This window comes from Rhodocytophaga rosea, assembly GCF_010119975.1.
GTDB classification, from domain to species: Bacteria; Bacteroidota; Bacteroidia; order Cytophagales; family 172606-1; genus Rhodocytophaga; species Rhodocytophaga rosea.
Genome location: NZ_CP048222.1, coordinates 923,419 through 943,212 on the forward strand (window position 1 = coordinate 923,419; position 19,794 = coordinate 943,212).

Here is a 19,794-nt window from a genome sequence, read left to right on the forward strand (position 1 = left end):
TTATACTACATTTAATTTGAAATAAAATCACTTCCTGCCAGGGCTGCATACAGAAATAGTAGATAATCCGGCCAGATAGGAACCTGTGAATTTTTCGTTATTGATGTTCCGATACGCAATCGGCCGTACCTCTGAACTAGCTAGTTCAATATCTGCATACTGCCAGGCTTGTCCAAACTGCTTTTTCACCTCCCTGGCCTCATTCAGTTTCTTCTGCCCGATCAAGCTCTGATACAACCCATTCAATGCCCATCCGTTTTTTGGGATAAAAAACAAATCATCTTTAAACACCTTCTCAGCTTCTTTGTATTGCCTATTTTCCAGTAATACAGCTCCCAGTGAATGCCGAACGGAGAAAAACCAGTCTGGAGGTTCGTTGTAATTGAGCTTATCTTCTATGTCAGTGGCCTCTTGTAACAAACTGATAGCTGTATTATTATTTCCTTCTTTACGCAGGATCTCGGCTTGTAATACCCGGCTGGCAATTTCGATCAACTTGTCTGCCCCATTCAACTCCCAGATGGTAATTGTTTTTAAGGTGCTATCCTGCATAAGTGTTTTCAAAGTCTTCAGTTCCTGTTTTGCCTCTGGCAATTTATTTTTTCCGGCGAAAGCCATTCCCCTGGCATAGCGCCACACTGACTGAGGGTACACCAGATCACTGGCAGGTTGAGGTAAAGTCAGAATATGATCCCATTGCATAAATTTTACGAGTACATAATGTGGAATCATGCGGTAATGCTGCAAAGTTTGCATTCCTGCCTCCCGCATTACAGTAGTATCTACATGGCTGGCTACCCTAAAAGCGGCATTAATAGATGTTTCGCCCCTGCCTTCAAACGCAGCAGTAGCCGCCAGAAAATGAATATTATGTGGAAAATACACCAGCGGATACGCTCCCTGGCTGTTACAATTAGTAATGTACAAACTATCTACTTCAGCGGCTTTTTCGTTCACCATAGAACCTTTGTGGTAGTCGCCGGTGCGGATATAAATATGCGAAGGCATGTGCACAATATGTCCGGCGCCTGGCATCAAATCATATAAACGGTCTGCGCTGGCTAAACCTCTTTCCGGAGTGGCAGAGGCTTCCACTACATGGATATATAAATGATTGGCACCAGGATGATGGGGATTCCGCTTTAATACGCTTTCAATCGTATGTACAATTTCATGTGTCCAAGGTTTAGGTTCACCCCGTCTGGTATACAAATCCCATGGATGCAGATTCATTAAGGATTCTGCATACAAACTAACAATATCATCATGGCTTGTAAACTGCTCATACACTTTACTCATTGCTTCTGCATACGCCTTGTCTAATATCGATTGGTCTTTTGTTTTTTCATAGGAATACCGTGAAACAGAAGCTTGGATCAAGGCTCTTTCCCAGTCTGTAGCATTATGGCTGTATTCTACTGCTTTCTGTGTCAGGCGCTGCGCTTCTGCTTGTTTGGCTTCTTCCATGGCTGCATTATAATTAGTCCCCAACACATAGGCGGCTCCCCAGTAACACATCGCACAAGTAGAATCCAGCCGTATCGCTTCCCGGTACGAACGCTCTGCTTCTCCGTGATTAAATCCGTAGGTGAGATTCAGTCCCTGGTTAAAAAAGCGATGCGCCATGGCCGATTGTGAAGTGACCTTAAGTTCATGCTTTCCCAGATTATCAAAGAGAGGCGCATGATATGTTTCAACACTTTTAGGTGGCTTGCATGACAGCAATAGGCCACATGTCAACAGCAGAGCATAGTTGCTTATGAATTTGTTTGCATAAGTAAATAAACCTTTCATTGCCTTGAAATTTTATGGCCAGATATATGTTTTGTATGAATAGTTTGCCGTATTTCCGTGAAGCAAAAGTAATGGCGACTGGTTCGGCAAAAAAATTAAGCAAGTAGACAAGAAGTAGACAGCACAAGTATTTGTATCAATCCTATGTTGATATCAGGTATGTAAGCCGGAAATTTATATTTTTTCTTCCCGAAAGCGTTTATTTCCCACACAGCAACGGCTGAGACTTTATAATCATCAACCTATGATTTGCATCGCTGGCAGCAAAAAAATAATTGGATAAGGTATCACTTTATTGGTAATTTTTATAAATTTCTCGCTATGAAACCTATCGTTCAAATTTCACTCGACCTTACCAATATTGACGAAGCCCTGGAAACCGCTGCCTTAGCTATGCGAGCAGGTATAGACTGGCTGGAGGCTGGGACCCCACTCATTCTGGCTGAGGGTCTCCATGGAGTACGCAAATTACGGGCTGCCTTTCCTGGTGTTCCCATTGTGGCTGACCTCAAAACCATGGATGGTGGATATCTGGAAGTAGAAATGATGGCAAAAGCTGGGGCTACGCATGTGGTGGTAATGGCCAGGGCACATGAAGAAACCATTAAATGTGTAGTAAAGGCAGGAAAGGATTTTGGCGTGAAAGTGATGGGCGATAACATGGTTTGTCCGGATATGGTAGCTGGAGCCAGATGGCTCGAAGACCTAGGCTGCGATTATGTTATCCATCATATCGGCTACGACGAACGCCGGGGAATTGCGGCCCGGGGTAAACGTATGCCCAGTCCGCTGGACCAACTCCGGGAAGTCGTGCAAGCCGTGCGGATTCCGGTTCAAGCTGTAGGTGGACTTAGTCTGGAACAAGCCATTCGCTGTCCGGAGTATGGAGCGCCACTGGTTGTTTTGGGAGCTCCTTTAACCATTGATGCAGATTCTTTTAAAACGGCAAATGGTGATCTAGAAAGTTCGCTCCGGCTGATCTGTGAGAAAATTCATGCGTACGGCGAAGTACCTGTCGCTGGCGCTTAACTTATTTTTTACCTTCAACTTAATTTTAACCTGATGAATCATGCTGCAGTAGTGAATTTTGCTCCCGAAAAGGGCTCTGTTGAACTTCGTGAAATTCCCAAACCAGAGATTGGGGAAGAAGATGTATTGCTGGAAGTAGCCAATGTAGGAGTATGTGGCAGCGATCTTCACCAATGGACAGCTGACCATAGCTGGCAGGTAAATTATCCGGTGGTACTGGGACATGAATTTGGCGGTTATATCGCCCAGAAAGGCAGCCGGGTTTCGGGCTGGAAAGAAGGCGACCGGGTAGTAAGCGAAACAGCCGCTGTTATTGATCCTTCCAATCCGATGAGCCGCCGTGGATTATATAATCTTGATCCCACACGTAAAGGATTCGGCTACGGCGTAAATGGAGCCATGACTCGCTATGTACGTGTACCGGCCCGTTGCTTACATCAGGTACCAGCAAACCTTTCGTTCGAAGAAGCCTGCCTGACAGAGCCTTGTAGTGTAGCCTTTAATGCTGTTGTAGAAAATACCCGTCTTAAACCCGGAGACCGGGTTATTGTACTTGGGCCAGGAACTATTGGAATTCTGTGTGCGGCCATGGCCAGATTATGTGGCGCAGAAGTGGCAATAGTGGGCCTGGAAGCAGATAAGCACCGTCTTAATATAGCCAAACAATATGGCTGTGAGGTCATTATCGGAGATGCCACCGATTGGTCACAAAAACGGGATGGCCTGGGGGCAGACGGCGTAATTGATGCGGCTGGCGTAAGTATTACCCTGAAAATAGCTTTGCAACTGGTTCGCCCCAACGGGCATATTACTAAAGTAGGCTGGGGGCCGCAACCACTCGGATTTTCCCTCGATCCGCTGGTACAAAAAAACGTCACCCTGCAAGGTAGTTTCAGCCACAACTGGCCAGTATGGGAACGGGTGATTGCCTTACTTGCCAGTGGGCAGTTGAATGTAAAACCTATTATTGGAGGCGTATGGCCTATTACGGAGTGGCACGAGGCGTTTGAAAAGATGCACAAAGGCGAAGTAGTAAAAAGTGTGCTTAAACCAGTATAAAGCATGCGACTTCAAGGGAAAGTAGTGGTTGTTAGCGGCAGTTGTATGGGGATCGGAAAAGCCATTGCCCAGCGATGTGTTGCCGAAGGTGCCCGGGTTGTAATTCATGGCCTGGAAGCAGAATTGGGTGAAGAGGTGGTAAATCAACTGAAAAAAAATAAAGCTGCCTTGCACATTGAAGACATCGCTGCCCCGGGTGCACCGGAAAAACTGGTATCAGTAGCCTTGCAGAATTTTGGCAGACTGGATGCCATTGTAAATAATGCAGCAATAGTGGTGCCTTCTAATATCCATACGACTGATCTTGATTTTTTCAGAAGAATATTGGAAGTAAATACACTAGCTCCTTTTGCCCTCATCCAGGCTGCTTTGCCTTACTTGATTCAAGCCAAAGGTTGTGTATTAAATATAGGTTCGGTGAATGCCTGGTGTGGCGAACCAGATCTGCTTGCCTACAGTGTTTCCAAAGGTGCTCTCATGACATTAACCCGGAATTTAGGCGATACTTTACAGCGGGATAATGGTGTCCGGGTCAACCAGATAAATCCTGGATGGGTACTTACCGAAAAAGAGATTAGCCGTAAACAGGAACAGGGATTTGCCGCTGACTGGTACAAAGACATTTCAGATATGTTTGCGCCAGCCGGCCGAATTTTGCAGCCTTCAGAGATTGCAGCGGCTGCCGTTTACTGGTTATCCGATGAAAGCGGCCCCATCAGTGGCCAGGTTGTAGATCTGGAACAATATCCTCTCATCGGCCGGAATCCTCCCAAGTCCTTATTCCCCACCAAACCAAAATAAATAGTAAAATGGTTGAATATTTAGATGATTGATAAAAGTCAAGTGTTGAAATTAATAGCTAAATACTAAATTCAGATTGAATAAAATATCAGTGCGCGCTAGCCTGGAAAAACAGTCGGCAATGCTTAATCCTCAAGCGGGGAAACATTGACAACTGTCGTTGGTTCTCTTAATCTCTCGCTTCGAGAATCCTAGATGTTGAATTGTTTACTTTGTTTGTAGCAATGACAAAAGTTAGTTCAGCGAAGCTTAAGAAAGTAAGGACGGCGCAAAGGAATTAATAGCCTATTATATATCATTATTCAACATGTAAGTTGTAAAAATTAAACTTTATGCCCAAACTCGCTGCCTTCCCCAAAGCATTTATGCAAGCCCTTTGTAAAGACGGCACCATGCAGGTTTCCCAATGGATTGATCTCGCTACAAAACTCGATATTGACGGATTAGAATGGTATGCTGGTTTCCTGGAAATGGCAGATGAAAAAAACTGGCCCAGGTTCAGAAAGCAAGTGGAGGAAACAGGCAAAGTAATACCCATGATGTGCTGCTCGCCGGATTTTACCCATCCGGATAAATCCTTCCGGGAAAAGGAAATTGCCAGACAAAAACGCTGGATCGATATGACCTATGCCTTGGGCGGTTCGTATTGCCGGGTGCTTTCCGGGCAACGCAGGCCGGAACTTACTATAGAAGAAGGTATAACCCTGGCGGCTGAATGTATAGAAGCTTGTCTGCCCTATGCCCAGAAATCAGGCATTACACTCATTATCGAAAACCATTACAAAGACGATTTCTGGGAATATCCGGAATTTGCCCAGAAAATGGACGTGTTTAATAAACTGGTCAACCGTATCCAGCATCCTAATTTTGGTGTAAACTATGACCCTAGCAACACTTACATTGCCGGCGAAAATCCACTTGAACTGCTCTACCTGGTTTCTGAACGGGTAGTAACCATGCATGCCAGCGACCGCTACCTGATTGAAGGCACCATTGAAGACCTGCGCCGGGAAGAAGGAGGCTCAACCGGATATGTAAAACGGCTCCGGCATGGAGAGATCGGCAAAGGACTCAATGATTACGATGCCATTTTCACTGAACTCAAACGGGTAGGATTCAATGGCTGGATCAGTATTGAAGATGGTGTAGAAGGAATGGACCAACTGGAGCGGAGTGTCGCTTTTCTGCGCCGTAAAATGAAAGAATACTGGCCTGAACAACAATGAACCCTAGTGATTTGGTTGAGTTTTTAACGATCAAACGCTGCCACAACTATTTTGTAGACTTTATACCTGAATTTTTTATACCTTAATCCTCAGCCGTACAGATAAACTCCGGTTTCCTGAATTATGCCACGCAATATATGGATTGTAATCCTGATCTTCTTTGTATTTTTCATTATTTCCTTCCTCACCAATATTCTCGGCCCTATCATTCCCGATATTATTGATAGCTTCAAGCTGAGTATAGGATTTGCCGGCTTTTTACCTTTTGCCTTTTTTATAGCCTATGGAATCATGTCCATTCCGGCTGGTATTCTACTGGAGAAGTATTCAGCAAAACCTTTGATGCTGGCTGCTTTTTTTATGGCTTTCGGCGGTGCATTCATGTTCGCTTTATTTCCCACATTTACGGTAGCCATGTTCTCTTTATTTTCTATCGGTATAGGAATGGCTATTCTTCAGGTGGTTATCAATCCCTTATTGCGGCAGGCAGGCGGAGAAGAACATTTCGCTTTTAACTCAGTGCTTGCCCAGTTGTTCTTTGGAGCAGCTTCATTTATTAGTCCTCTATTATATAGTTATCTGGTACAAAACCTGCACAGTTCCAACACTTCTGCTCCTATAGAATTATTCAATACGCTGGTGAGTCCGGATTTAAAATGGGTATCCTTATACTGGGTATTTGCCGCTACAGCCCTAGTCGCCGCCATTATTATTCAACTGGTAAAATTCCCGAAGGTAGAACTTAAAGAAGATGAAAAGATTGATACTGGTGCAGCATTCAAAGATTTACTGGGAAACCGCATTGTGCTGCTATTCTTTCTGGGCATATTTTCATATGTTGGCACCGAACAGGGCGTTGCCAACTGGACCTCCAAATTTCTGCAAACTTATCATAGCGTAGATCCTTCTACCACTGGTGCCACCGTCATTTCTTACTTCTGGGGACTGCTTACCATTGGGTGTTTGCTGGGACTTGTATTACTAAAACTGCTCGACAGCCGTACTGTACTGGTTATTTTCAGTGGCGGTGCTATTCTCTCGCTGGCTGCTGCCCTATTTGGACCTACGCAGGTAGCCTTACTTGCTTTTCCACTTACTGGTTTTTTTGCATCCGTGATGTGGTCGATTATTGTCTCGCTCGCACTTAATTCTGTACGCCAGCATCATGGCACTTTTGCAGGAATTTTATGTACTGGCATTGCCGGTGGAGCGGTTGTGCCTCTAATTGTTGGGGGTATTGCCGAATTGACTGGCTTGAAAGTAGCCATGCTATTTTTGTTTATACCACTTGGATATATATTCAGTATCGGTATATGGGCAAGGCCGCTTATTAAAAATGCCACCATCAAACATTTCAGCGAATTATTCAAACCCAGCCAGGTTTAATTTAATTCTGCTACTCTTCTATTGACTTAACCGGTACATCACATCTGTCCTCAACACATATTTGATTCCCCGGCTTACTTCCCTGCCGGAATGATAGAGATCATGGAAGAAAATTAACGCCATACCTTGCTTTGGTTCTATCCAGAAATCCTGAAAAGTGGTTTCTCCTCCCTCAAAATCATCATTCAGGTAAATCATAAACGTAACAAAACTGACTTCTTCAGCATTGCGGATATAACTCTGGTCGAAGTGTCCCCTGAACTGCTGCCCTGGCTCATAGCGGTAAAAGCGGAATAATTCATTAAAGCCAATAGCTGTACTATTCCCAATTTTCTCTGGAATAAATGGTTTTGCTTTTTCCCATAATAGTTGAGCTAAAGCCTCATTATTATACAAAACCCGGTTATTATTACGGACTTGGGTCAGTACTCTTTGTCCGCTTTCTGTATTCACTTTGGCTATCTCATACCCTACTTCCTCACTTAGGGAAATATAGTGCTCACATTCTTCTTTTGAAAGAAAGTTTTCCACAGTAAAAATCTTTTCGGTATGCTGACGGCTCTTCATTTTCACATCTAATTACTTAATTCCTATATTACCACGTTGGAAGGTTCATCCTCCACTCCTTTCTTATTGATCTGGTGCTGAATCGTCTTTCTGCCGATTAATAAAACCAGTAAGCCGCATACGGCACAAATGCCCATCATACCCACCATTGGCAAAGCAGATGTATCGTGCCAGATACTTACGGCTGCAGAAACCAGGGCACCGATGCTCATCCGGAAACTGCCCATTAGAGCGGATGCACTTCCGGCATGTTTGCTGAACGGAGCCAGTGCCAATGCCGATGCATTAGGGGAAGTAAGCCCTTGTCCGGTCAGAAAAATGAACATCAATAAAATGAGGCTATACTGGCCATACCAGCCAAAATACGTTCCCGTAACTAGAATAACACCAATTATGTTCTGGTACAATAAGGCAATATAGATTAGTTGCTGGCTGGAAAACCACTTGAGAAAAATATGATTCAACTGGCTTGAGCCAATCATGGCAAAGGCCAGAAACGCAAATATCCACCCGAACTCTTGTTCATTTACCTTATAAATATTCATAAACACATCCGGCGAACCAGAAATAAAAGCAAAGGGTGCAGAAGAGGCAATACCTCCCACCAGAGCGTATACCAGAAATTGCGCCTGTTTAAGTACCGTAAAGAAGTTTATCAGTACTGGTTTCGGCTTTAAAGACAGAGAGCTATCGCTGGTTTTCCCTTCAGGCAATACATAATAAATACCTAGCAGAATAAGGCCGGTAATAAACGCAAGGATAATGAATATTGAATGCCAGCCAAACACAGCGGTTGCATAACCACCTAAGGTAGGCGCGATCATCGGAGAAACAGCAATGACCAGCACCAGCAGCGAAAATACTTTAGCAGTATCCTTTACCGGAAATATATCCCGTACCAGTGCCTGGGCAGCCACCATTCCGGCACAACCGCCTACGGCCTGTATAAAGCGCATCAGCATCAGTGATTCTGCCGACGTTGTTAAAGCACATCCTAAAGAAGCCAGCAGATACACCGCTAATCCGGCATAGAGCGGATATTTTCTTCCAAAACGGTCTAATAAGGGTCCATACAATAATTGCCCGGCAGAGATACCAATCAGGTAACTGGTGAGAGAGAGTTGTACCTGGGCAATGGTAGTTCCTAAGTCTTTGGCAATCGCCGGAAAAGCAGGCAGATACATATCAATCGAAAAGGGACTGATCGTAGAAAGAGAACCCAGAATCAGGATGATCGTAAAACGTTGCTTGCTTGTCATATTCATAGGAAGATCGCCGCTGCCGGAAAAACGCCGGAAGTTAAAGCCTTTCTGGTTGGTTTGCTGATACCCGGTAAAATTATTTATAATGGATTGCTTGCCTGATTCACGTAAGCCTTTAAAATTGGTTTGTGGGTAGTGAATAATAAAAGTTTAGTATTGCTTACTCTTTGCAGAAAGTAAACAAGCTAATAATGGCTGGTGTATTTATGTAATAGCCATTTAAGGAAATCCCTTTCAACAGATTTCTGCCTTGCGGCAGTTAAACGGGTCGTCAAAGAGGTAAATAATTTATGAAGTAATCTATCTGGTATAGTAGCTTGTATCAACTCGAATGGTTTTTCGGAGATGTTGTAGGCTTTCTTAAAAGTAGTTTATTATTGACTATTCAATAAGTTAACTTACTTTTTACATTTTGATTATTTATAATCGCTTGGGAGATTCCTGCATAGACAATTTTTTATAAAGAAACCATTTACTATGCGTGAGCGAATAAAAGTAGTAGCCTTTGCCATCAATGATCATTGTAGTAGGATATAATTGTTCCTCACCCGTTACTCCATATACTTTTATAATAAACATCCCTTTCTTTGTATCATACCTGTAATCCGTCTCTGCAACAGGCTTGCCATCCATACAAGTAATAGTGGGCGAAGTAAAATTTGAGGGATTGATTGTAAGCGTAAACCCAACCAGTTTGTCATTATTTAAATAAACCGGAGAAAATTTATAATCTAAATTGGGTAGATCTACCTTAGTAAACTTAGTCAGATCAACTTCTTTATCACACAACAATTTTTCCTTTATATGCGGATTTTCCGGTTTTGACTTCCAGACTATACCCCATTGTTTTACATACTCGTTTAATGGCTCTAAGCCCATTCTGGCCCTTCTTATATCTACTTTGTCAGGGTCTTCCAGCGGAAGTACATAAAATTTTCCGGTGAGGGTATCCTGACCTATCTGACTACCATAGATTTGTTTTTTACCTTGCCTTATAGCCACTCTGTCTTCTAACAAGGCTAACTCACTGGGGTGGGCATTTCCTTCTTTTACTGCTTTACGCAGTATGGGCAGATATTTTTCTTGTGTTTTCAGGTCGGCATGCTGGATGACGAGAAAAAGAGCACCATTCGCTTTAGAGCCAATTCTATCCCGGCCAATCCATCCATAGGTATCCAGGATATGTTTTACCACACTTAGATTTGCAGCATCCTGTACCTCTATTTTTTTAAATAACTCCTTAATTTCTTTAGAATTTGGTCCATACTCTTTGGGAATAGTGCGTCTATACTTTTGATCTTTGTCATGAATTTCCTCCAGTTGTGATTGTAGTTGCCCATAATTTTGCCCAAAGCTGCTATAGGTACCTAGTAAACAAAGAAAGAATATAATTCCTATCGATAGTTTCATAATCATGAATAAAGTATGGCTGTTGAGATTCTATCCTGATACCAGAAATACTGTTACATAAATCAGGCTTTCACTTCTTGAACATTGCATTTCTATACTGAGAAATTGCTTGTCTCAATACTTGTACATAGGTATCCTTATCCAGCGTAGTACTTCCGGGAACAGTTTCATTTTCTTCCATTTCCTGCAGGTATTCAATAAATGTTTCAAGCCCTCTCATTTCTATCAGCATGAGAGAAGCTCTGAACACCTTGCCTTTTTCTTCTTCTATATCATCCATAGGCGGATTTATTTGATTACAATTTTCTATATCAGATGTACAATGAAACGGTAAACCCGCAAGTGTTGGATGTCTTGCGGGTTTAATGCTAATGAGTATAACCAGAAACTATTCTTTATTCTGGGCGGCAGATGCTTTTTTAGCCGGTGCCCCTTTGGCCTGGCCTTCTGCTTTTTGTGTCATGGTTACCGGGTCCCAGTGTACGACTTTGTTCTCAAAATAACTTTCGTTGCAGGCAAGTACCGGAGCAGCTGCCCTAAAACCAAATACCGGATCTTCTATGGTTCCCTGGCTGCCTTTACGTACATTGTCAAAGAAGTCGGCGAAGTGCATGCGGTGTTCATCTTCATCTTTGGGAGATTCGAATTTAATTTCCTTTACTGGTTCTTTCTGGCGGGTTTCAGGCGGCCATTCCGCATCATATTTCTTAATGTATTCCTGCTGGGTATCTTCCGGGAAAGTAAACAGGCTGTCATAGCCACCATATCCTGGTGCTTTCGCCAGTTTATTTTTGGTCAGGGTTAAGCCTTGCCCTGTAAAACGGATTTCCCCTTCATTACCGATAATCCGGGTGGCATCATTTATTTTTCCGGCATTGGCAAAATTAACCCGCAATACCATCTGGAAAGCACTCTGTTTATCGGTTTCCGGATAATCCATAATACAGCTCATTACATCAGGCACATCCCGGCCATCTTTCCAGTAGGCTAGGTTTCCGGAAGAAAAAATGCGGTTAGGACCTAAGGAACCAGTTACATAATGAACGCCAGTAATGAGGTGAACAAACAGATCGCCAGCCACGCCAGTACCATAATCGCGGTAGTTTCTCCAGCGGAAGAAGCGCTTGGCATCAAAGGGACGTTTAGGCGCATCGGACAGGAATTTGTCCCAGTCTACTGTTTTGGGAGAGGCATCTAATGGGATAGAATAATTCCAGGCACCAATCGCACTAAAACGGTCGTTAGAGGATTCTATGAAATTAATGGGGCCTATTTCACCGGCTTCAATCATGCGTTTGGCTTCTTTAAATGAAGCACTGCTGATGCGCTGGCTGCCCACCTGCATGGTTTTCCCAGACTTTTTCCAGGCATCGATCACGGCTTTACCTTCACTGATCTGGTGTACCATAGGCTTTTCACAATAGACGGATTTCCCGGCATTTAAAGCAGCGATAGTTGCCTGATCGTGCCAGTGGTCGGGGGTGGCAATAATTACTGCATCTACATCTTTGCGGGCTAGTATCTCCCTGAAATCACGGGTAGTAAACAGGTTAGGGTTTTTAAAAGCATTTTTGGCTTGCTCCAAGCGTCCATCATAGAGGTCGGCTACAGCCACTAATTCTATATCGGGATTACGTAAGGCTGCCTGCGTATCAAAATGTCCCTGAATGCCTATGCCAATGGTAGCTAGGCGGATTTTGTCATTAGGATTTATTTTTTTTAGGTCACGGATGATATTGAACGGTTTGGCTACACCCTCGGTAGCCAGCAAAGCGGAGGCAACAGATAAACTTTTAATAAATTTACGTCTGGAAGAGCGCATAAGTAATAGGTTTTAAGTTCTACAGGTTGTTTAAGCAAACATATCTATAAATTGGGTTGCCAATTTTAAGAATAAATGCTTTCTAAGGTAAGATTTTCGAACACCAACTGCAAGAAAAAGCTGTGAAAGGATGGATTCCTGTAATTAAAATTTGTGTATTACCTGACTGGAAGTAGAGGCTGCTTTTTTACCCGGTTTACAGGCTTTCTTCTGTCAGCCTGATTTATTTCTCTCCCCATGTGTTGCATCGGCTAACAAGCAGAACTGTTGACTGTACTACCTGTGTAAACACAAACTGAAAGGTGCCTATGATCAGTTTTTCTATTAACTAAAATTTTAGTTCAATAAATTAGGATTACTCAAACTAATTTTTTAGTTTTAACTAATGATTTAGTTATTCCTTCTGATCAAGGATAAAACTGACAAACCATGAAAGAATTAACAACAGCCGAAGAAGAAATCATGCAGGTCTTATGGGAGTTAAACACAGCATTTGTAAAAGACATTATTACCAGATTACCTGAACCAAAACCTGCGTATAACATATAAGGGTTCATGGGGTGGTCTTAACCCACCATGAACCCTGTGTTGCACGAAACCGGGTGGTTTAACCTGCCCTTATTTATGGGGAATCAATCAATAGAGAAGAAGCTTCTGGGTGAAGCGGTAGTACACTAAAAGAAGATAGTGTAAAAAAAGGAAGAGAAAAGATCTCACTATTTGTAAACTGAGCAGCCGTGTTGGCTCCAAGTAAGGTGACTATATTCCAACATGGGCAATAACTTTCCCGGCCAATTTTTTGAGTGGCTTTTTTATTCTACTCAGGCAGTTTTCAAGTGTAAAGCTATCGATAGCAGGTAAGCCCTATCAGGTGGGGAACGGGCTGCTTCAAAGCGCAAGATTTCTCTCATGCGGCCTTTGCTGCAGCAAGGACACAGGTCTATATCATAGCCTAAGCGTTCTTTGCAGATGCTTTTCCAGTCCGACACTCTTTTTTCCGGCGTAGCTACTCTCAAATCTTGTCTGGCCAGTGCTAAATCATGGGCTTTTGCTTTGGAAGACAAAATGCCATAGTGGCGGATGCGGACAAACTTTGGTGGCAGAATGTGCAGGCTGAAACGCCTGATGAACTCAGTAGCCTCCAAACTCATGGTTTTCTTTGCTGCTTCTTGCCGGTAATCTTTGTAAGCGAAGCTCACCTTGCCATCCTCTATACTTTGGAGGCGGTGATTGGAGATAGCTACTTTGTGGGTGTAACGTCCCAGATATTCAATCACCTGAGCAGGACCTAAGAAAGGCCTTTTACAGTATACCACCCAGTCTTTGGCAAATAACTCTTTCCATAGCCCATTATCCACCTGTGCTTTATTAGCAGAAAGAAAGCTTCTCAGTAGTGAGACATAGCGAGCACGGAACACTTTACTGAGTGCTTTGACCGGGAAAAGATATTTACCTGTACTTCTGGCCTTTTTCCAGTGGCCACTCCCAGAGATCCCTCCACCCGGCACAATACAATGCAGATGTGGATGCAGTGAGAGGTTCTGTCCCCAGGTGTGCAGAATGGAGATCATACCTGTTTTAGCACCCAGATGCTTGGGATTATTGGCAAAGCTGTTGATCGTAGACCAGGCTGTCTTGAAGAGCAAAGCATAGAGTTCTTGGGGATACTGCAGGCACAATAGATTAAGGGAGTGGGGCAAGGTGAAGACCACATGAAAGTAGCTGACCGGTAACAGGTCTGCCTCCCTTTGCATAATCCACTTTTCACGATTGGTAGTCTGACACTTAGGGCAGTGTCTGTTGCGGCAGCTGTTGTAGCTAATACGCAGGTAGCCACAACTATCACAGGCATCTATATGGCCGCCTAGTCTGGCAGTACGGCAATGCTCAATCGCCTTTAGGGTGGAGAACTTGTGAGCAGAGACTGCATGCGTGGCCATAAACTCATGTAAGTGAGCCGACAGTATATGGGCTAACTCTAGGGCAGGCTTCATGCCTCCTTTGTATAGAGGGTATCTAGAGGAGAGAAAGGAGCTTTTCTGCCAAGTCCTGCCATGTGCAGATATACAAGGGTAGTTTCCAGGAAGCTATGGCCTAAAAGTTCTTTGATGGAGACAATATCCAATCCATCTTCTAGCAGATGGGTGGCATAGGAATGGCGCAGGGTATGTACACAGATGCCTTTCTTTTTGATGCCCGCTTTACTAACTGCATCCTGCATGAGCCATTGCACGCCTTTGCGGCTGAGCTGCGAGCCATATTCCTTGCCATTGAAGAGGTAGTAGTGGGGTTTGCAGGCAGACAGGTAGGAGAGCAGTCCTCTTTTCATCAGCTGGGAGAGGGGTACATAGCGGTCTTTTCTTCCTTTGCTTTGGCGAATGTGGATCTGCATGCGGTCAAAATCTAAATCTGAGATCTCAAGCCGGCATACTTCCTGCATGCGAAGGCCTGCTGAATAGATTAAGGCCAGCAGCACCCGGTGCTTTAACAGACGGGGTGCTTTGAGCAGAGCTTTGACTTCCTGCTTACTGAGGACCGCTGGCAGTTTGTGTACTTTAGGGATGGAAGGTAGGCGGATAGCCCGGTCATCTCTGCCGGTAAGCCGGTAGAGCAGGCGCAGGCCATAGACAGCATGTTTGAAAGAGCTTTTAGAAGGCTTGTTCGTTTTCTTCTGCAGCATCCACAGGTAATCTCTGACCTGATCTTCGTCTAGTTCGGTAGGCAACTGATTGTAGTAGAGAGCAATCTGAGCCATGTGGCGGGAGTAGTTTTTTAACGTGCTCAGACTTCTGCCAGACAGGGAGATATCCCTTTCCAGCTTGTTGTAAAGGAGAGAAAATCCGCTTACCTTCAGGCAAGCCTGTTGGATAAAAGTAGGGTGGGTGTTAGTGTTTGGTGTTGACATAGTGGTAAGAGTTTGGTGAAACATACTCCTATAACTATTCCCACCTACCAACAGGCTACCGTAGGTTTAGTGCAACACCGTTTCTACGATCGTTCGAATTTTGCAGCAAAAGCAATTTGTGGGACACGAAATCCATGGGAAGTCTCATAAATATTATCCATTGATCACTAAAGAAACCTATACCAAGTCATTTATGAAAGGATTTGTAAGAAGGTACTTTAGCGGATCATACAGGCAGATGGTTTCGTTCTTCACCAAAGAGGATAACCTTAGCCTCCATGAACTGGAACAACTCCTTAAAGAACTTAAAGACAAGAACTCATGAGCAATTATTTAATAGAACTTACTCTTATCCATATTGCATTGATGCTAGGATATTGGTTCTTACTAAGGAAAGAGAGACAATATGCCAAAATGAGGTTTTATCTGATCGGTTCTACATTTCTGGCCATCACTGTTCCATGGCTTAAACTACCAAAGCTATTATTTAATAGCCAGGAACCCATTGCTGCTATGCCTGTGGATGCCATCCAGCTAGATATCTTGACCATTACTTCTGAGGCTGCTCCATCAATCTGGAACCTTGATCTACTTATCTGGCTGTATATAGCCATAAGCATATTCTTTCTGCTCAAATTCTTCAATAGTATACTTTACCTCATCTTCTTAGAACGCAAGAGTAGCTATGAGAGACATAATGACCTTTTCATCCGCAGAACCGGAGATATTAAAGGCAGTTTCACCTTTTTCAACTGGATCTTTCTGAGTAAAGAAATTGATAAAAAAGGACAGGAATATGAAGTAATCCTGAAACATGAAAAAGCACATGCTTCCCTGGGCCATACTTACGATCTGCTATTCCTCGAGCTGTTTAAAGTATGTTTCTGGTGGCTCCCCACGGCCTGGCTTATCAACAAAGAAATCAGAAAAATACATGAATATCAGGCAGATGATTATGCACTTAAATCTTACTCTATTGACCAATATTCCTCAATACTGATTAGTTCTACTTTAAAATCAAACGGATTGAGCCTGGCCAGTTCGTTTGGTGATGGTTTAATTCTAAAACGACTCCTAGCAATGAAAAAACAAGCAAAAAATGTAAGCCCCTGGAAATTAGGAACACTTGGTTCCTTATGTATAATCCTTTTTGTGGTATTCGCCTGTAGCGAAGAACCAGACCTGAAAACAAAAGAGACAGGTAGCCCAAGCAACACTTCTACCTCTAAAATGGAAGGTGAAGTATTTACAGTAGTGGAACAGTTGCCTGAATTTGAAGGAGGAATGGATGCATTCTATAAGTATGTAATGAATGAAATGCGCTATCCTTTACAAGCCAGGCAGCAAGGTATTGAAGGACAAGTATCTGTAGAGTTCGTGGTTGAGAAAGATGGTTCCTTATCAAATATAAAGGCTATCAAAGGGATTGGTGCAGACTGTGACAATGAAGCGGTTAGAGTGGTGCAAAAAGCTTCTTCGTTTAAGCCGGGAACGCAAAGAGGTATACCTGTAAGAGTGCGAATGGTTATGCCTATCATCTTCAAGCTAAACAAAGGAAAGGTTAATGAAGACAACAGCACCCAGGGAATAATTGTTGTTGAGAAAGCTGAATCAAAAAATGGTAAGTTCAAAGTAAACGCCAGCTATGCGAATGGGGAATGGTCTGGTACGGTCTACGATGAGGAAGGTGAGGGCCTCCCCGGGGTTAACATCGTAGTAGCCGGGACTACAACCGGAACTGTATCTGATGTAAATGGCACTTTCAAAGTGAAAGCCAGTCAATCCAATGACCTCTATTTAAGTTTTGTAGGATATGAAAGCGTAAAAGTAGAAGGAAAATAAGGCATTACTGAAGAAAACAAACTTATCATTAAGGCAAATGATAGTTATATGCCAGTTAACTGGAAACAGGCGGAAAAAATTTAACCCAATATGGCATATCTTAAATCAGTTATCTTCTCTGTATGCTTCTTTATGCTCCTGTTTCTCAATGAGAAAGTACAGGCTCAGGAAGTTGAACCAAAATTGAACTTGCAAGAAATGTCTCTCACCATTGATTCAATCAATAACAAACTTCAAGAGAACTATATTTTTCCGGAGGTAGCAGATAAGATGGTGCAAGGCCTTAATAATAATTTAACAAAAGGCAGATACAAGTCCCTGGTCAATCCATCTGAGTTTGCACGTCAACTTACAACAGATCTACAATCAATAAGCCATGATAAACACTTAAGAATCGTTTATGATCCTCGAGTAATTGCTGCGGAGAAAAATGCAGTTACCAAGGAAGACAGAAAAGTACTTGAAGGGGAGTGGATGATGGAAATGAAACGAAGTAACTTTGGATTTCAGGAAATCAAAATCCTGGAGGGAAATATTGCATACCTGGATTTAAGAGAGTTTATCGATACAAAATATGCCGGAGAAACGGCCGTGGCTGCGATGAATTTTGTTAGTAATGCGGATGCTTTGATTATCGACTTAAGAAACAATGGTGGAGGTTCACCCTCTATGATCCAGCTCCTTACAAGCTACTTCTTTTCAGCTGAGCCAGTACATCTTAATAATTTCTATTTCCGGCCTACAAACGAAACTACGCAAACCTGGACCTTGCCTTATGTTCCGGGATTGCGCAGACCAGATATGGATTTGTATGTATTGACCAGCAACAAAACTTTTTCGGCGGCTGAAGAATTCAGCTACAATCTTAAAAATCTGAAACGGGCCACACTCATAGGCGAAAAGACAGGAGGAGGTGCCCATCCCACAGGATCTGTTATTGCTACCAACAAGTTTTTTGTTAGGGTACCAAAAGGCAGAGCCATAAATCCAATCACACATACCAACTGGGAAGGCACTGGCGTGAGTCCTCATATCGAAGTTAGTTCCGATCAGGCCATGAAAACGGCACATGCCAGAGCGCTTGAAAATCTAAAAAAGAAAGATGAGTGATATTAGCAAATAGTTGTATAGTACAAAATGAGTCTTTGGTGAAAAGGCCTGGGTTATCATATGCCATATGTGTTAGATGAACCATCGATCAGTATTATTAACAACACCATCTGTAGAAAAATAAAAATAAATGGGTCTGTAGTACAGATAATCTTTTCCATGCCTGTTTTTAGCATACCTGTGTACGCCAAAATATTGTTTGTGTAGCCGGGTATAATACTTCTGCACACGATTATAATGGCTGTGTACAGAGGTAAAATGCTCATGTACACATTTATAATGCTTCCTTACAAGTTTATAATACCTCTGCACAGATTTATAATGCCTGTGTACAAAGTCAGCAAGGCTCAGCATAAATTCAGCAAGGTCCCGCACAAATTCAGTAAGGCTCCGCACAAAAAAATAATAGCCATGTACACTTTCAGGGAGTTTGTGTACAAAGTCAGCAAAGCTATGTATAGATTCAGGGAGCTTGTGTACAAAATCAGCTTAACCATGTACTTGTTCAGTAGGTTTGTGTACAAATTCAGGGAGGCTGTGTACACGTTCAGTGGGCTTGTGTATAAACTCAGCAAAGCTGTGTACTTTTTCAGAGTGCTCGTGTATAGAATCAGCAAAGCTATGCACAAAAGCAGCATAGCTATGTACAGAACTGGAATCAAATTCATCAGCAAATAACACAGTCAACCAGGCGGATGGCAGAGAATAACCTGAAAATGAAGCAAAGCTTTATACCTTAGTTCACATAAGACAAGCATAAGCCAAGTACTATACAGATAGATAACGATATATACCTGTTACCGAATAATTTGATAAAGTAAGTGGTAATAAGGTATATTTATTCCATATATTGGTATATAACCACACATAATAATAAATATGAAGTAGTTATACCCTTGTTACCAACGATAGAAAATGATAAAAGCAATAATAATGGTGTTTTGGAGTGTATTCCTATATATGGGATGTACACAAAATGGAAGCATGAAAAAGACAAAACCGGATTCAGCACCATCTGCTTATACTATTGATTCTTCCAGAATTGCCATTCTTTCATTGGAGGGTCATTCTTCATTTGCTAATAGTAAACCTGCTACCCTAACAGGAAAGGACTTGGAGACAATTGAGCAAATACTCCAACAAGTATTGAAGGTTTATAATCCTAATGAAAAGAAGCAATATGAACAGATAAAGAAGCAGAACCCTGAAAGCAAAATTAGGGAAGACAACTTTGTGATTAACTTGAACAGATATAAGCGACAATATATTGCATTTCTAAATGAGAAAGGCGAAAAAGAAGTGTGGATTAACTGCTTTTGTGGCGATATAGACCGTAACTGGCAAAATGAAATTATCTTTGTTCGCAATGGGGGTAACTGTTTTTTTAATTTGAAGGTGAATCTGAACCGGGGAAAGTATTATGAGTTGCGAGTAAATGGGGAAGCTTAAATCAGGATAAATAAACAATTAAATACAACGACTGTTGGTAACACCTAACCCATCAACAACGGCCTTATTCTCAGCACGATTCCACAGCAAAAAAGGCCAGTTTGCGAGTGTTGTTGGCTCATTAGCAGCACA

Annotated in this window: 17 protein-coding genes and 1 pseudogene; 10 read left to right on the forward strand and 8 right to left on the reverse strand. The window is 42.6% G+C overall.

Going from position 1 to position 19,794, the window contains the following annotated elements:
* Positions 1–27 precede the first annotated feature (27 nt).
* Entirely contained in the window at positions 28–1,626 is a 1,599-nt protein-coding gene (locus tag GXP67_RS03985) for a tetratricopeptide repeat protein (protein WP_162441960.1), read from the reverse strand.
* Between the two features lie 489 nt (positions 1,627–2,115).
* On the opposite strand from GXP67_RS03985, the gene GXP67_RS03990 reads away from it, so the two are divergent.
* The 5 genes from GXP67_RS03990 (at position 2,116) to GXP67_RS04010 (ending at position 7,295) form a co-directional block, all read left to right on the forward strand.
* Positions 2,116–2,823: an orotidine 5'-phosphate decarboxylase / HUMPS family protein gene (locus GXP67_RS03990; protein WP_162441961.1), complete on the forward strand. Its 708-nt coding sequence runs from the start codon at positions 2,116–2,118 to the stop codon at positions 2,821–2,823.
* Positions 2,824–2,856: 33 nt separating this feature from the next.
* Positions 2,857–3,882 carry a zinc-binding dehydrogenase gene (locus GXP67_RS03995; RefSeq protein ID WP_162441962.1) on the forward strand — a complete coding sequence of 342 codons (1,026 nt, stop codon included), beginning with the start codon at positions 2,857–2,859 and terminating at the stop codon, positions 3,880–3,882.
* Positions 3,883–3,885: 3 nt separating this feature from the next.
* Positions 3,886–4,683 (forward strand): SDR family oxidoreductase, encoded by a 798-nt coding sequence (locus tag GXP67_RS04000; RefSeq protein WP_162441963.1) that lies wholly within the window; start codon positions 3,886–3,888, stop codon positions 4,681–4,683.
* A 332-nt stretch (positions 4,684–5,015) separates the two neighbouring features.
* Entirely contained in the window at positions 5,016–5,909 is an 894-nt protein-coding gene (locus tag GXP67_RS04005) for a sugar phosphate isomerase/epimerase family protein (RefSeq protein WP_162441964.1), read from the forward strand.
* Between the two features lie 123 nt (positions 5,910–6,032).
* A complete protein-coding gene (locus tag GXP67_RS04010; protein WP_162441965.1) occupies positions 6,033–7,295 on the forward strand; it encodes an MFS transporter in 1,263 nt (420 codons plus the stop codon).
* Positions 7,296–7,313: 18 nt separating this feature from the next.
* Here the strand turns inward: GXP67_RS04010 and GXP67_RS04015 are convergent, their stop codons facing one another.
* From GXP67_RS04015 to GXP67_RS04035, 5 genes are all read right to left on the reverse strand, one after another.
* Positions 7,314–7,862, reverse strand: coding sequence for a 2OG-Fe(II) oxygenase (locus GXP67_RS04015; protein ID WP_162441966.1), 549 nt, complete (start codon positions 7,860–7,862; stop codon positions 7,314–7,316).
* A gap of 23 nt (positions 7,863–7,885) precedes the next feature.
* Positions 7,886–9,121, reverse strand: coding sequence for a multidrug effflux MFS transporter (locus GXP67_RS04020; RefSeq protein ID WP_162441967.1), 1,236 nt, complete (start codon positions 9,119–9,121; stop codon positions 7,886–7,888).
* Positions 9,122–9,544: 423 nt separating this feature from the next.
* Positions 9,545–10,540, reverse strand: coding sequence for a DUF6624 domain-containing protein (locus GXP67_RS04025; protein ID WP_162441968.1), 996 nt, complete (start codon positions 10,538–10,540; stop codon positions 9,545–9,547).
* 64 nt (positions 10,541–10,604) lie between these two features.
* On the reverse strand, positions 10,605–10,814 hold the full coding sequence (locus GXP67_RS04030) for a hypothetical protein (protein WP_162441969.1): 210 nt from the start codon (positions 10,812–10,814) through the stop codon (positions 10,605–10,607).
* A gap of 108 nt (positions 10,815–10,922) precedes the next feature.
* A complete protein-coding gene (locus GXP67_RS04035; RefSeq protein WP_162441970.1) occupies positions 10,923–12,356 on the reverse strand; it encodes a Gfo/Idh/MocA family protein in 1,434 nt (477 codons plus the stop codon).
* Between the two features lie 429 nt (positions 12,357–12,785).
* Here GXP67_RS04035 and GXP67_RS04040 point away from each other — a divergent pair.
* Positions 12,786–12,899, forward strand: a pseudogene (locus tag GXP67_RS04040) (BlaI/MecI/CopY family transcriptional regulator); the annotation flags it as partial.
* Between the two features lie 278 nt (positions 12,900–13,177).
* Here the strand turns inward: GXP67_RS04040 and GXP67_RS04045 are convergent.
* On the reverse strand, positions 13,178–14,350 hold the full coding sequence (locus GXP67_RS04045; RefSeq protein ID WP_162441535.1) for an IS91 family transposase: 1,173 nt from the start codon (positions 14,348–14,350) through the stop codon (positions 13,178–13,180).
* Complete coding sequence (locus GXP67_RS04050) at positions 14,347–15,261, reverse strand: tyrosine-type recombinase/integrase (RefSeq protein ID WP_162441534.1); 915 nt, start codon at positions 15,259–15,261, stop codon at positions 14,347–14,349. Before GXP67_RS04050 ends, GXP67_RS04045 begins: the two co-directional genes overlap by 4 nt.
* 118 nt (positions 15,262–15,379) lie before the next feature.
* Here GXP67_RS04050 and GXP67_RS04055 point away from each other — a divergent pair, with 118 nt between their 5' ends.
* The 4 genes from GXP67_RS04055 to GXP67_RS04070 all read left to right on the forward strand — a co-directional run bounded on the left by GXP67_RS04055 (position 15,380) and on the right by GXP67_RS04070 (position 19,662).
* The gene (locus GXP67_RS04055) at positions 15,380–15,586 is read left to right on the forward strand and encodes a BlaI/MecI/CopY family transcriptional regulator (protein ID WP_232064917.1); all 207 of its coding nucleotides are present in this window, start codon (positions 15,380–15,382) and stop codon (positions 15,584–15,586) included.
* A complete protein-coding gene (locus GXP67_RS04060; RefSeq protein WP_162441972.1) occupies positions 15,583–17,103 on the forward strand; it encodes a TonB family protein in 1,521 nt (506 codons plus the stop codon). Before GXP67_RS04055 ends, GXP67_RS04060 begins: the two co-directional genes overlap by 4 nt.
* A gap of 90 nt (positions 17,104–17,193) precedes the next feature.
* The gene (locus GXP67_RS04065) at positions 17,194–18,213 is read left to right on the forward strand and encodes a S41 family peptidase (protein ID WP_162441973.1); all 1,020 of its coding nucleotides are present in this window, start codon (positions 17,194–17,196) and stop codon (positions 18,211–18,213) included.
* A 984-nt stretch (positions 18,214–19,197) separates the two neighbouring features.
* On the forward strand, positions 19,198–19,662 hold the full coding sequence (locus tag GXP67_RS04070; RefSeq protein ID WP_162441974.1) for a hypothetical protein: 465 nt from the start codon (positions 19,198–19,200) through the stop codon (positions 19,660–19,662).
* Positions 19,663–19,794 lie beyond the last annotated feature (132 nt).